12 protein-coding genes are annotated in these 13341 nt (G+C 46.1%); 5 read left to right on the forward strand and 7 right to left on the reverse strand.

Going from position 1 to position 13341, the window contains the following annotated elements; translation table 11 throughout:
- Positions 1-13 precede the first annotated feature (13 nt).
- Complete coding sequence (locus ACFFJH_RS04660; protein ID WP_390210600.1) at positions 14-1009, reverse strand: TRAP transporter substrate-binding protein; 996 nt, start codon at positions 1007-1009, stop codon at positions 14-16.
- A gap of 207 nt (positions 1010-1216) precedes the next feature.
- Here ACFFJH_RS04660 and ACFFJH_RS04665 point away from each other — a divergent pair, with 207 nt between their 5' ends.
- Together ACFFJH_RS04665 and ACFFJH_RS04670 are read left to right on the forward strand one after the other, a co-directional pair.
- Complete coding sequence (locus tag ACFFJH_RS04665; RefSeq protein ID WP_390210428.1) at positions 1217-3265, forward strand: two-component system sensor histidine kinase NtrB; 2049 nt, start codon at positions 1217-1219, stop codon at positions 3263-3265.
- A 32-nt stretch (positions 3266-3297) separates the two neighbouring features.
- Positions 3298-3888: a response regulator transcription factor gene (locus ACFFJH_RS04670; RefSeq protein ID WP_390210431.1), complete on the forward strand. Its 591-nt coding sequence runs from the start codon at positions 3298-3300 to the stop codon at positions 3886-3888.
- A 2-nt stretch (positions 3889-3890) separates the two neighbouring features.
- Here the strand turns inward: ACFFJH_RS04670 and queG are convergent, their stop codons facing one another.
- Complete coding sequence (gene queG / locus ACFFJH_RS04675) at positions 3891-4973, reverse strand: tRNA epoxyqueuosine(34) reductase QueG (protein ID WP_390210433.1); 1083 nt, start codon at positions 4971-4973, stop codon at positions 3891-3893.
- Positions 4974-5281: 308 nt separating this feature from the next.
- Between queG and tsaE the strand changes: the two genes are divergently transcribed.
- Positions 5282-5767 carry a tRNA (adenosine(37)-N6)-threonylcarbamoyltransferase complex ATPase subunit type 1 TsaE gene (gene tsaE, locus ACFFJH_RS04680; RefSeq protein ID WP_390210435.1) on the forward strand — a complete coding sequence of 162 codons (486 nt, stop codon included), beginning with the start codon at positions 5282-5284 and terminating at the stop codon, positions 5765-5767.
- Positions 5731-7224 carry an N-acetylmuramoyl-L-alanine amidase gene (locus ACFFJH_RS04685; RefSeq protein ID WP_390210437.1) on the forward strand — a complete coding sequence of 498 codons (1494 nt, stop codon included), beginning with the start codon at positions 5731-5733 and terminating at the stop codon, positions 7222-7224. Before tsaE ends, ACFFJH_RS04685 begins: the two co-directional genes overlap by 37 nt.
- A gap of 143 nt (positions 7225-7367) precedes the next feature.
- On the opposite strand, the gene ACFFJH_RS04690 is transcribed toward ACFFJH_RS04685, so the two are convergent.
- From ACFFJH_RS04690 to ACFFJH_RS04710, 5 genes are all read right to left on the reverse strand, one after another.
- A complete protein-coding gene (locus ACFFJH_RS04690) occupies positions 7368-8189 on the reverse strand; it encodes a MetQ/NlpA family ABC transporter substrate-binding protein (protein ID WP_390210440.1) in 822 nt (273 codons plus the stop codon).
- 24 nt (positions 8190-8213) lie between these two features.
- A complete protein-coding gene (locus ACFFJH_RS04695) occupies positions 8214-8873 on the reverse strand; it encodes a methionine ABC transporter permease (RefSeq protein WP_390210441.1) in 660 nt (219 codons plus the stop codon).
- Position 8874: 1 nt separating this feature from the next.
- A complete protein-coding gene (locus ACFFJH_RS04700; protein WP_390210444.1) occupies positions 8875-9951 on the reverse strand; it encodes a methionine ABC transporter ATP-binding protein in 1077 nt (358 codons plus the stop codon).
- A 176-nt stretch (positions 9952-10127) separates the two neighbouring features.
- A complete protein-coding gene (locus ACFFJH_RS04705; protein ID WP_390210445.1) occupies positions 10128-10457 on the reverse strand; it encodes a hypothetical protein in 330 nt (109 codons plus the stop codon).
- A 45-nt stretch (positions 10458-10502) separates the two neighbouring features.
- Entirely contained in the window at positions 10503-11153 is a 651-nt protein-coding gene (locus ACFFJH_RS04710) for a VTT domain-containing protein (protein WP_390210447.1), read from the reverse strand.
- A 177-nt stretch (positions 11154-11330) separates the two neighbouring features.
- Between ACFFJH_RS04710 and mutL the strand changes: the two genes are divergently transcribed.
- Positions 11331-13241, forward strand: a complete 1911-nt coding sequence (gene mutL / locus ACFFJH_RS04715; protein ID WP_390210448.1) for a DNA mismatch repair endonuclease MutL — start codon at positions 11331-11333, stop codon at positions 13239-13241.
- The last annotated feature ends 100 nt before the right edge of the window (positions 13242-13341 follow it).

A 13341-nucleotide genomic window follows, 5' to 3' on the forward strand; every position in this document is an offset into this window, starting at 1 on the left:
AAAGCGTGTGACTTTATTTAAAACCCAAAGCTTGCGCTTCTTTATTGACGCTCTGTATCAGCTCTTTACCGATACGGCCTTCCATCTCGCGCTGCACTGGCACTAGCGCTTTCATCCACTCCGCACGCTCTTTATCAGTTAATGCATAGACCGTGGTTTTGCCTGATTTTTTCACCGCTTCTAAAGCGGTATCATTTTCAAGCTGCGCAATCGCATTGGCGTATTGCGTTGCAGATTTCATCGCGGTGTTTAATTGAGCGCGGATATCGGCAGGCAGACCGTCCCAAAATTTCTTATTCACGATCACCGCATAACCTAAGTAACCGTGATTGGTGACGGTGACGTGTTTTTGTACTTCATGCATTTTTTGCGTGTAGAGATTCGATGGGGGGTTTTCTGTGCCATCAACCACGCCTGTTTGTAGGGCTTGATACACTTCGGAGAACGCCATCACTTGCGGATTAGCACCCATTGCGCGCATCTGAGCATCCAATACTTTAGATGACTGAATACGAAGTTTTTTGCCTTTCAAATCAGCAGGTACACGCATGGGAACGTTGGATGACATCACTTTAAAACCATTATCCCAAAATGCTAATCCTGTAATTCCTTTAGGTTCTAATTTGGACAAGAGGCTTGCTCCCACCGGGCCTTCCGTCACACGATGCAACACATCACGATTTTGAAAAATATATGGCAAATCGAAGACTTCAAATTCTTTCACACCTAACGGGCCAAATTTAGCCAAAGATGGCGCTAACATTTGCACCGCACCGAGCTGCAAAGCTTCTAGCTCTTCCTTGTCTTTGTATAGCGTGCTATTCGGATAAATCTCAACTTTGACCCGCCCTTTGGTGGCTTTCTCTGCTAACTCTTTAAAACGCTCTGCGGCTTTACCTTTCGGTGTGTCATTGGCAACGACGTGGCTAAATTTAATGATGATAGGATTTTGCGCCACCGCATTGCTGCTCATGCCCAAGCCTATAGTAGCGGTCGATAAGACTGCCATAGCGGCCAACAGACTACGGCGTTTAGAAAAGGTTTTAAGATGTGACTTCATTGTTGTCTCCTAGTTTTAAAATTGTACAAACATTATTAGCTGCTAAAACCTAAATGTACAACTGTGGTTAACCACAATGTCGCCTGAATTAGACAAAAGCGAGACTTAGAAGTCACTTACAACTCAATTGGCAAGCACTTCAGCTACACTTTTGTCATGTATACAAAACCTGCACCTACTCGCGCCTTTCCTGTCGCTCTGCCTTGGATGTTGCCTATCCTGCTAGTACTGCTTTTTTTGGCAGTTTTAATCTGGCTGCCGTGGCAAGCGCAGCGCATGGAAGCCAATGAGCGCCAAGAACAACTAATCGCCGATACTTTGTGGGTAGAACAGGCGATCCAGTTTCAATTAAAACGCAATGAAGAAAGCCTAGTGGCATTGAGCGAAGATTTTGTACAAAACAAAATCAACCATCAGGCGCTGATCGATAGACTGCGCCTGTACACCAATAATAATCACGAAATTCAAGATTTAATGTTGTGGGATAACCAGAACAAACTAATCGCGGCCAACAGCGACAGTGTCCTAGATAGCTCAGCGCAGACGGACAATCGTGAATTAGTCCGGCAAGCGATTTTAGCCAGCGCACTATTTACTCAAAAAATTCAAAAGCCTTCCTGCATGAAGCACACGCAAAATACAGGCATTGTACTATGTCGCTTTCCACTGTTCCGCGACCAAGTTTATCTGGCGAGTATCACAGTCAGTTACCGCCTACAAACCTTATTAGATGAAACGGTACCTTGGTGGTTCGCACAAGAAAATGCCATCACACTATTAGACAACGAAGAAAAAGTCTTAGCAAAACGCGCGGCTGGCGGCCCAGGGAAAAACATTTATACCCATAACCGCGCCTTAGAGCTGCCACAACTCACGCTAACCTTGCACACCAATAGCACCAAGAGTGCGCCTAAGCTGTTAGCCAATCTATTAGTACTTTCTGTCGTTTTACTTTCACTAGGCCTAGTCTGGAGCTTGATCGCCTTATGGCGCGATATTCATCGCCGGATGCATGCAGAAGGTGCCTTGCGCAAAGAAGCCGCCTTTCGCGCAGCGATGGAAAATTCACTCATCACAGGCTTAAGAGCTCGCGATATGGAAGGACGCCTGACCTATGTCAATCCTTCTTTCTGCAAAATGATAGGTTTTCCCGCCGAAGAATTAGTCGGCAAATTACCGCCTATGCCCTACTGGGCACCTGAGGAAAGAGCTGAATACGAGACGCGCTTTGCACAAATATTAACGGGCACCGTACAACCAGAAGGCTTTGAGATCATTTATCAACGCGCTAACGGTGAACGTTTTCCTGTCTTAATTTACGAATCGCCACTGGTGGATGAACACGGACAACAAACCGGTTGGATGAGTTCGATTCTCGATGTATCTGAATTAAAACGTGCGCAAGAGTTGACCCGGCAACAGGAAGAAAAACTGCACGCCAATGCCAGATTGGCGACCATGGGTGAAATGGCTTCGATGCTGGCGCATGAGTTAAACCAACCTTTGGCCGCTATTTCAAGTTACACCACGGGTGCTTTGAATATTTTGCAGCAAGAAGAAAACGAGACTTTACCGACCGCGCAAACGTCGCCAACTACTATTCCAAAATCCCTAAGACAGTCTTTAAGCGAAGCCTTAGAAAAAGCCAAACAACAAGCACAACGCGCCGCGCAAGTGATACGCAGTGTGCATGAGTTTGTCAAAAAAAGAGAAGCGAGCCGTGCGCTTTTGAGCATCAATACCCTACTACAAAGCGTCATGCCTTTGATCGAGCTACAAGCTCAAAGTGCCCACATCCACGTCCATTATCAAATTGATCAAAACTTACCCGATGTCTTCGCAGATAAAGTCTTAATCGAACAAGTGCTCTTGAATCTGACTCGTAATGCAATCGAAGCCATGCAAGAAGTCGCCTTTCCGCAACGTCAATTACAAATTCACGCTCACTTAAGTGCAGGCAATAATCCCAAATACCCTCAACTAGTCTTAATTCAAGTGATCGATCATGGGCATGGCATCTCAACCGACGTTGCTGGAAAATTATTTTCGCCCTTCTTCTCAACCAAGGCGACTGGCATGGGCATGGGTTTGAATATTTGTAGAACCGCGATAGAGTTTCACGGCGGCAGTTTAAAATATCGGGCAAATCCTGCCGGCGGGACGGTATTTGAATTTACGATTCCCTGCCATATTCCGCAGACATAAACTTTCCAACTTTACCGAGAGCAGGAGACACTATGCTACACATCGTCGACGATGAAGAAGTTTTGCGAGATGCCCTGCTGTGGTTAGCCAAGTCACGCAATATTGCCGCCAAAACCTATGCTAGTGGCGAAGCCTTTTTAGCGCATCTAGAAGCTGACTGGCATTTTGCGCCAGAAGGCGACTGTTTATTGCTCGATGTGCGTATGGCCGAGCTCAGCGGCACTGCCTTGTTTGATATTCTCAGCGCGAGACAATTAACGCAACGTTTGCCCGTCATTTTTTTAACAGGACATGGCGACGTGCCCATGGCAGTGGATAGTTTAAAGCGCGGTGCTTTTGATTTTTTCGAAAAACCCTTTAACGACAATGCCTTGATGGATAGAGTCCAAGAGGCTTTACACATGTCTTTGCAGGCAGGCGCAGCATTCATCGTGCAAACCCGACTGAATACCTTATCCCAGCGAGAACGCGAGGTATTAGAATTGATTTTAGTTGGTAAGATGAACAAAAATATCGCCGATGAATTGGGCATCAGCATGCGTACCGTGGAAGTTCATCGCGCCAATATTTTCGACAAAATGCAAATCAAATCTGCGGTAGAACTAGCGGGGTTGTTGAAATAAATTTACGCCGCATGCTGCGCTAGCGCCCATTCAACGTGCTCACGCACTAAGTCTGATGGATGATCCAAACGTGCTTGCAAAGCCTGCACTATGGCCGCATCGCCTTTCATAGATGTCGCAGCATTTCCTAATCCGACCGCTAAATTACGCAACCATTTTTCGTGGCCAATACGACGAATCGGACTGCCTTCCATCCTGCGCAAAAATTCTGCTTCATTCCAAGCAAATAGCTCTAGCATGCTGCGCGAATCGAGACCATGCCGCACGTCAAAGTCCTCAACTTGTGCGACTTGGGCAAATTTATTCCACGGGCAATAGAGTTGGCAATCGTCACAGCCATACACGCGATTACCAATCAAAGAACGTAATTCAAGCGGAATACTGCCGTGCAGCTCTATCGTTAGATATGAAATACAGCGCCGTGCGTCAAGCTTATACGGCGCAATAATCGCCTGAGTTGGGCAAACGTCGATACAAGAGCTACACTGACCGCAATGATTACTGGTAGGTGGATCGACAGGCAGAGGAATATCTACCAAGATTTCGCCCAAAAAGAACAAAGAACCCGCCTCGCGCGTCAATAACAAAGTATGTTTACCACGCCAGCCTAAGCCGGCCTTTTCCGCCAATGCGACTTCCATCACTGGCGCCGAATCGGTGAATACACGATAACCAAATTCACCGACCCGTTCAGCAATTTGATCTGCCAGTTGTTGCAAGCGCTGACGTAATACCTTGTGATAATCGCGTCCACGCGCATAGATTGAAATCACCGCAGCATCCGCGCCAAACGCTTTTTCTCGCTCACGCCAATTCTTTGGTGTATCACGCGGCAAATAATCAACGCGCGCCGTAATCACTCTGACCGTTCCCGGCACTAATTCATCAGGTTGATAGCGTTTACTACCATGCGAGGCCATATACGCCATCTCGCCATGAAAACCAGCATCTATCCATTCTTGATAAGCAGGTGCCACGCGCGATAAATCCACGTCACTAATTCTGATATCAGCAAAGCCAATTTGCTGCCCCAACTGCTTGATCTCTAAGGCGAGCTGGGCGTAATCCTGAACGGGAATGGTCATAAAATTTCTTTACTAATAAAACTGAAAAAGCTCAAAAAATAGCCACTCCAAAATATTTATACAGATTAAGTAGGGTGCGCCATGCGCACCAGTCGGGTGGTCTCCGAGCGCTTAATCATGCTAATAGCAATGGTGCGCACAGCGCACCCTACTCAAATTATTTATTAAAGTCGAAATAAGTCTAAAAACAATGTTTTAGTGCTTTTTGCAATGTTTCGATGGATTATGGTAAGGTTCGCGCTAAATATCAAACCAGTCATAACAATAAAAAAAGCTGGCTCAACCTAGATTGTTCGAGGTCATCACCCATGCAACATTATAAAACAAGCCTGCACGATGAAGCTGCCACTCAAGCCTTGGGTAAAAGTCTGGCACTGTGTTTACAACCCGGCTTGGTCATTTATTTAAACGGTGACTTGGGTGCCGGCAAAACCGCTCTAACCCGCGCCATCTTGCAGGCTGCTGGGCATCAAGGCAATGTTAAAAGCCCGACTTATACCTTAGCGGAACCCTACCAAATACAATTAAAAGATCGCATAATCAAATTTATGCATTTTGACTTATATCGTATGATCAGCGCCGATGAATTTATTGAGGCGGGCTTTCGTGACGAATTTAATGCAGAAACCATCTGCATCATAGAATGGCCAGAAAAAGCCGAAGGTTTATTGCCACGTGCTGATCTCGAGGTGTTTATTGATATTCTTGCTGTTGGTCGTGAGGTAAAATTGCAAGCAAACTCCGAAAAAGGAAATGCATGCCTGACCCAGTTGCACTTTGCCCCCAATCTGTGATGCCCAAGCTAACGAAACAAACAAATACGCAATCAACTGCCCAATCAATTGTGCAATCAACAGGCAGTGCCATTGCAACGCCCGCACTAGGCAAAAAACGTCGTACTTTTTTAAAGGCTGGCGGCACTTTATTGCTGTCCGTATTTGCGCCTCTCTCTGCGCACGCAATGCAAATTTTAGCCGTACGCGTCTGGCCTGCCGCTGACTACACCCGCGTCACTTTGGAAAACGATGCCGAATTAAAAGCCACACATTTTTTAGTCAAAGATCCGAATCGCCTAGTCGTGGAGATTGAAGGTTTAACCCTAAATGCCACGCTCAAAGAGTTGGTTGCCAAAATACAGACCAATGATCCCTACATCAAACAAGTGCGAGTAGGACAAAATCGTCCCAATGTCGTGCGTATGGTGTTTGATCTCAAGGCCGAGATCAATCCACAGGTATTTACGCTCAAACCGATTGGCGATTATCAACATCGTTTAGTCTTTGACTTGTATCCGGCCAACCCCGTTGATCCGATTACCGCTTTGATAGAAAAAGGCGAATGGCACAAAGAAGATACGCCAGTCGCTGCGGTACCTAATGCAGCATCAGCTAACGCAACAAATCCCAATGCATCGAGTCCAAAAGCAGACAAGCCTTTGGTCGCCGATGCTAAAGACACTAAAGACGCGAAAGATCGCAAAGACACAAAAGAAATCAAAGACAGTAAGGATGTGAAAGAAGCGAGTCCCACCAATTCGCAAATACGCATGATCACCATCGCCCTTGATCCGGGTCATGGCGGTGAAGACCCTGGCGCATTGGGTCGTGCTGGTAGTCGTGAAAAGGATGTGGTCTTGGCGATTGCCAAACGCCTCAAAGCCAAGTTGGAACAAGTCCCCAATATGCGCGTCATGCTGACTCGCGATGGTGATTACTTTGTACCGCTACAAACCCGCGTCAGCAAAGCGCGTGGCGTTCAAGCTGATTTATTTGTCTCGATTCATGCCGATGCTTTTGTAGAGCCTACCGCTCGTGGTTCATCCGTATTTGTCTTATCTGAAAAAGGCGCGACCTCCACTGCGGCACGGTGGTTAGCCAAGAAAGAAAACGACGCGGATCTGATTGGTGGCATCAATATTAAATCGCAAGATCGTCATCTGGCGGGCGTTTTATTAGACCTATCAACGACGGCGCAAATCAACGATAGTATGAAACTGGGTAAAGTCGTGTTGAAAGAAATTGCTGGCGTCAATCGACTCCACAAAGCCTCGGTCGAACAGGCGGGCTTTGCGGTACTAAAAGCACCGGATATTCCTAGTATTTTGATTGAATCCGCCTTCATTTCTAATCCCGAAGAAGAAGCTCGCTTGACGGATGATGGTTACCAAGAAGAATTGTCCGAAGCGATTGTCAAAGGAATTAAGAAATACTTTGCCAAGAATCCACCGATGGCGCGCGGTAAGATTGCATAGAATTTCGTAGGGCGGGTGCAACCCGCGCCGCCAGAATTTTCAAGATGTCGCGATGATAATTGGGTGCTTGAAAAAATATTTGGGCGATAAATCGTTAAGGTGATTTACAGCGCGGGTTGCACCCGCCCTACAACTAATCACCTTTAAAACGCTGGCACCACCGCCCCTTTGTATCGCTCTTGTATGAATTTTTTCACTTCAGGAGAATTCAAAGCCGCAGCCAGTTTTTTAAAGGCGGGGCTATTTTTATTATCTTCCCTAGCGACCAATAGATTGGCATAAGGCGAATTTGCATCTTCGATGAACAAAGAATCTTTTAATGGATTCAACTTCGCCTCTATCGCGTAATTGGTATTGATCAAAGCCAGATCAACTTGTCCCAAAATACGTGGCAAAGTCGCTGCCTCTAATTCTTTAAATTTTAAATTCTTAGGATTTTCTACAATATCTTTTTTGGTGGCAGAAATATTATTGATGTCTTTGAGTTTCAATAAGCCCTGCTTTGCCAATAAAATCAAGGCACGCCCAGAGTTGGCAGGATCATTCGGAATGGCAATGGTCGCGCCATTCGGTAAGTCACTCAGTTTTTTGTATTTTGTTGAATAGCCTGCGAATGGCTCGACATGCACTTTCACCAAAGGCACTTGCAAATCATTTTTGTGACTTTTCTTAAATTCGTTCAAATACGGCTGCGTCAAATAGTAATTGCCATCGAGATGTTTCTCGTTCACTTGCACGCCGGGCTGTATATAGTCAGTGAATACTTTGATTTTCAAAGTTACGCCTTGCTTTGCCAATTGGGGTTTTACAAATTCTAAGATCTCCGCATGGGGCACAGGATTGGCCGCAATGGTAATCGTCTCTTGCGCATAGCTAGCGCCACTCAATAGCAAAAGACCTAGGCTTACTAAAGACAAAAGCTGACGCTTTTTTTGACTAAAATTAATTTGAATAAGTTTGGACATAAGACCTCTATCATTTTTCTAAAATTATTTACGAGTAAATCGCGCCACTAAAACGTCGCCTAACCACTGAAACAGTTGAACCAGAATCACTAAGATAGCGACCGTCACTATCATGACTTCCGTTTGAAACCGCTGATAACCAAAACGCAAAGCCAAATCGCCCAAACCACCACCGCCTATCACACCCGACATCGCCGAATAGGAGACCAGCGCAATGGTCGTCACCGTAGTCGCAGCCAATAGTCCGGGCAAGGCTTCTGGTAGCAAAGCATGCAAAATGATTTGATGGGTTTTAGCCCCCATCGCCTGACAAGCCTCGATGATGCCTTTATCGACTTCCCGCAATACGTTCTCAACCAAGCGTGCAAAAAATGGCGTAGTGCCAATCACCAAAGGCGGTATCGTACCCGCTACCCCTAACGACGTCCCAACCAAAAATAAGGTCAACGGAATCAACACAATCAGCAAAATAATAAAAGGTACCGAGCGCAGCATATTCACCACAAACGACAATAAAGCGTACAACGCGCCTTGTTGTAGTAATTGTTTTTTACCCGTTAAAAATAACAGCACGCCCAAAGGTAAACCAAGCAGTATTGTGAACACCAAAGAGACACCAGTCATGGTCAATGTATCTAAGGTCGCTTGTAAAATATCGTCCCAATCGATTACTGAAAAATCCATCTTATTTCTCCTGGGCCTGAGTTTGCGAATGAGCTGCTGAATTGGTGAGCAAGTGATTCAAGACATCGACACGAATATCTGCTTGCCCTAATAATTTTAAGACAGCATCAATCTCGTTTTCTTCACCCAAGAGTTCCACAATCAATTGTCCATACGGTGTATTTTTAATTCGCGCAATCACCCCTTGTAAGATCGTAATTTCCGCCTTGGTTTGTGATGCAATACGACTTAAGATTGGCTCATGCGTCGCCGAACCGACATAAGTCAGACGTAGTAAATAACTGAGCGAACTGCCTTGCCCACGTTGCGACAATTCCTGTAACAAACTCAAATCCAAGGCCTGATTTTCTGCCACCAAACTTTGTGTTACCGCATGACGTGGATGAAGAAAAACTTCGACCACATTGCCAGTTTCAACGATTTCACCGCCATCAATCACTGCAACACGATCACAGATGCTACGTATTACTTGCATCTCATGAGTAATCAACACTATCGTCAAACCTAGTTTTTGATTGATGTCGAGCAGCAAGCGCAAAATGGCCTGCGTGGTCTCAGGATCGAGTGCTGAAGTTGCTTCGTCACATAAGAGCAAATGAGGATAATTGGCCAAGGCGCGTGCGATGCCTACCCGTTGTTTCTGTCCACCCGACAATTGCGCTGGATATTTTGCCGCATGTTCTTGCAAACCGACCAAGTCCAATAATTCAGCCACCCGAGAGGCACGCTGTTGTGCTGTATATTTACCCGTCAATTTGAGCGGAAATTCAATATTTTGCGCAACTGTTTTTGCACTCAAAAGATTGAAATGCTGAAATACCATGCCTATGCGCTGACGTAACTCCTGCAATTGTTGGGTATTAAACTGGGTGATATCTTCACCTTCAAACACCACTTTGCCGCTTGTTGGTCGTTCTAATAAATTTAAAGCACGTAGCAGCGTACTTTTGCCCGCACCGGAACGACCGATGATGCCAAATACCTCGCCTTGGGCGATGTCCAAATTGATATTACGCAGCGCACTGATTTGGCGTCCTTGTACTTGGTAATGTTTTTCTAACTGAGCGATTTCTATCACTGAGGGGTGTCCTTACATGTTATTCGCTGATTGCCCAAACTTTGATAAACCTCGGCAAAAGATCAAAGCATTTTATAGAACTCAGGACTGCGTTTCCAATCTTTTAAAACGCTTTACTTATGCCATACAAGAATTTAGTAATAAACTACCAAGCAAATCCAACTTGTCCTCATCAACTACTCTATATGTGCATCCGAATCGCAGGCGACACCTGCGGCTATCCAGCGCCTTATCCAAGACCGAAAACTTAATTCAAGAAAACGCGGAAGTAAAAAGACATAATGTGCCGGCCGCAATAACATGCCGCAACGATATTGCTTAAGTTCGGCATGCCATTCTAAAGCACGACAAGCGCCGCGCCACTGCCATAAAAAAACTCGCGCAACGGGGCAAGGTTCAGCAGCGCAACAAACGCCGCAGCCATTACAAGCTTGTCCAAGTTGAGGTTTAGCAGGTGCCTCCGGCTGTAACCAAATAACTTGATTATCATCGCCAGAGGCTTGCATAGAAGATGGGTGAAAAAAGGAAAATAGGGAAAATAGTAGGGAAATTTAAGACGCTTTTTTAACAAAAAGCTTACGTCCAAACTTCCAAACCAAACCGAGAATAATCGGCACAATCGCAGCACCGACACCGATCATCACAATAATAGACAGATTATTTTTAATCAAAGGAATATGACCAAAATAATATCCCGCCAAGATTAATGAAACGATCCACAACACGGCACCGAGCACATTGTAGATCTGGAAATTTCTATGCGTCATCTCAGAGAAACCCGCAACGAAAGGCGCGAAGGTACGCACGATAGGCGTGAAGCGCGCTAAAACGATGGTTTTACCACCATGTTTTTCATAAAAAGCGTGGGTTTTTTCTAAAGCCGCTTTATCAATCCAACGCGAATTACTCGCCATGACTTTATGACCTATGCTACTACCTATCCAGTAGTTAATCGTATTGCCAGAAATCGAGGCAAATAATAACAAGGCAATCAGGAACCAAGGATTCATCGCACCTGCGGCACAGAAAGTACCAGCGATGAACAGCAGCGAGTCCCCAGGCAAGAAAGGAAATACCACGAATGCAGTTTCGCAAAAGATGATGGCAAATAACACGACATAAATCAAAGTACCGTATTGCTCGATCAATTGCCCCATCTTATCGACATGCAATACCATATCCAAAAACTGCATAAAATCCATAATGCTCAACTTTCTGTGAGGGCAAACATGGTTCGCCGGTTCATCACTTGTTTATACTAAAAAGGCTACTGCAAGCTCGCCAAAAGCCTACTCAAAATCGCTAGAAGTAACTAATTGTAAGCAGTCCTCAGCTAGCGGCGACATCATACACTAAGCGAACCCAGTTATAATGATCAGATGACGACGACCAATTTATCCCCACGCCCAATTCAGGCGCTGCCTGATCATCTAATCTCTCAAATTGCCGCAGGCGAAGTGGTTGAACGCCCTTCTGCCGTAGTAAAAGAATTACTAGAAAATGCATTAGACGCTGGTGCCAGTAATATTACGGTGCGGCTAGAAGAAGGCGGCGTCAAACGCATTGCTATCATCGACAATGGCCGCGGCATTCCGGCTGATCAATTACCATTGGCAGTACAACGCCATGCCACATCCAAGATAAGCTCATTAGAAGAATTAGAAAACGTCGCTACTTTAGGTTTTCGCGGTGAAGCTTTAGCGTCGATTTCTTCAGTCGCCATACTGACTTTGACCACTCGTACCGCTGATGCGCCACACGCATGGCAAATTGAAAATGGCAAAATCACCCCAGCTTCTGGCGGACAAGGTACCACGGTGGATGTGCAAGATTTGTACTACAACACACCAGCTCGCCGTAAATTCTTAAAATCAGAACAAACTGAATTTGGCCATTGCGCCGAAGTGGTGCGGCGCATCGCCTTAGCACGGCCTGATGTTTCGTTTTCTTTATCGCACAACGGCAAGACCGTCGATCATTGGAATGTGAGTGCTATCGACAAACGTAGTGCAACGATCTTGGGTGATGGTTTTGCCAATGCCCGGTTACCGATTGATGAATGTGCAGGACCTTTGCGTTTGCATGGTTTCATCGGCTTACCAACCGCATCAAAAGGCCGTGCGGATGCTCAATATTTTTATGTCAATGGTCGCTTTGTACGCGACAAATTATTGACGCATGCAGTGCGTGCCGCCTACCAAGATGTTTTGCATGGTGATCGTTATCCGTCTTATGTGATTGCACTCGACCTTGATCCTGCGCTAGTTGATGTTAATGTGCATCCGTCTAAAATTGAAGTACGTTTCCGCGACAGTCGCGCCGTGCATCAGTTTGTGTTTCATGCCGTTAATCGTGCATTAGCGCAAACTTCGGCAACGGCGTTCGGCACGGTACCGGCCCCGGCCACTGCCGGCTTGGGCGAAGTACAAAACAATAGCGGACGACTACCATGGATAGGTGGCGAACAAACCAGTTTTTCGGCTCAATTTGCCTCCCCTGCTTTTACTATCAAAGACAGCGATCTGAATCAAAGTGGTTATGGTAGCAATGGTGGCGGCAACGGTACTAACAACAGCGCAGGCTACGATTACAGCTTCATGCAACAACGTGCGCAAGGTGCTGGGGTAGCGCAATCTACAGACAGTTATGGTGCATTTTTTGGTAGCAAATCAGCAGCAGCGGCAGAATCCAATTTACCCAATGATGATCACCCACTTGGCTTTGCCTTAGCACAGTTGCACGGGATTTATGTACTTGCCCAAAACAGCAAAGGTTTAGTCTTAGTCGATATGCATGCCGCCCATGAACGCATTTTATATGAGCAACTCAAAAATGCCTTAGATGAAAACGCCATGCCCGTGCAGTCTCTACTAATTCCTATGACCTTTCACGCCGATGGCGTCGAAGTCGGCACCGCAGAAGAAAATCAAGACATCTTAAAATCGCTAGGCTTTGACATCGCTGCCATCTCGCCCACTACCTTAGCGGTGCGCGCTGTGCCCGCTTTGCTTAAGAACGCCGATGCTCAATCCTTAGCTCGTGATGTCCTACGCGAAGTCAGAGAATTCGGCGGCTCACGCGTATTGATCGACAGGCGCAACGAATTACTCGGCACCCTAGCCTGTCACACCGCCGTGCGCGCTAATCGCAGTTTAACCATAGTCGAAATGAACGCGCTACTGCGCCAAATGGAGCAAACCGAACGAGCCGACCAATGCAATCATGGACGTCCAACTTGGGTGCAATTGGGATTGAATGATTTGGATAGAATGTTTATGCGTGGGCAGTGATCAGTGATGCTAGCAAACGCCTTATTCGGGCGCATCCCGTTGTTGCCCTTACTCGCAGACGACGTATTGCTCCATCGTGCGCCTAGCGCTGCATCCCAAC

Origin of the sequence: Affinundibacterium danionis (assembly GCF_042432465.1) — a bacterium.
Taxonomy (GTDB): Bacteria; Pseudomonadota; Gammaproteobacteria; order Burkholderiales; family Burkholderiaceae_D; genus Undibacterium; species Undibacterium danionis.

Bases quoted from the DNA above. Each gene is read 5' to 3' on its own strand.
- queG (WP_390210433.1), bottom strand. From the start codon at position 4,973: ATGACCATTCCCGTTCAGGATTACGCCCAGCTCGCCTTAGAGATCAAG.
- ACFFJH_RS04695 (WP_390210441.1), bottom strand. From the start codon at position 8,873: ATGGATTTTTCAGTAATCGATTGGGACGATATTTTACAAGCGACCTTA.
- ACFFJH_RS04660 (WP_390210600.1), bottom strand. From the start codon at position 1,009: ATGGCAGTCTTATCGACCGCTACTATAGGCTTGGGCATGAGCAGCAAT.
- ACFFJH_RS04670 (WP_390210431.1), top strand. From the start codon at position 3,298: ATGCTACACATCGTCGACGATGAAGAAGTTTTGCGAGATGCCCTGCTG.
- ACFFJH_RS04690 (WP_390210440.1), bottom strand. From the start codon at position 8,189: ATGTCCAAACTTATTCAAATTAATTTTAGTCAAAAAAAGCGTCAGCTT.
- ACFFJH_RS04685 (WP_390210437.1), top strand. From the start codon at position 5,731: ATGCCTGACCCAGTTGCACTTTGCCCCCAATCTGTGATGCCCAAGCTA.
- ACFFJH_RS04710 (WP_390210447.1), bottom strand. From the start codon at position 11,153: ATGGATTTTATGCAGTTTTTGGATATGGTATTGCATGTCGATAAGATG.
- mutL (WP_390210448.1), top strand. From the start codon at position 11,331: ATGACGACGACCAATTTATCCCCACGCCCAATTCAGGCGCTGCCTGAT.
- tsaE (WP_390210435.1), top strand. From the start codon at position 5,282: ATGCAACATTATAAAACAAGCCTGCACGATGAAGCTGCCACTCAAGCC.
- ACFFJH_RS04665 (WP_390210428.1), top strand. From the start codon at position 1,217: ATGTATACAAAACCTGCACCTACTCGCGCCTTTCCTGTCGCTCTGCCT.
- ACFFJH_RS04705 (WP_390210445.1), bottom strand. From the start codon at position 10,457: ATGCAAGCCTCTGGCGATGATAATCAAGTTATTTGGTTACAGCCGGAG.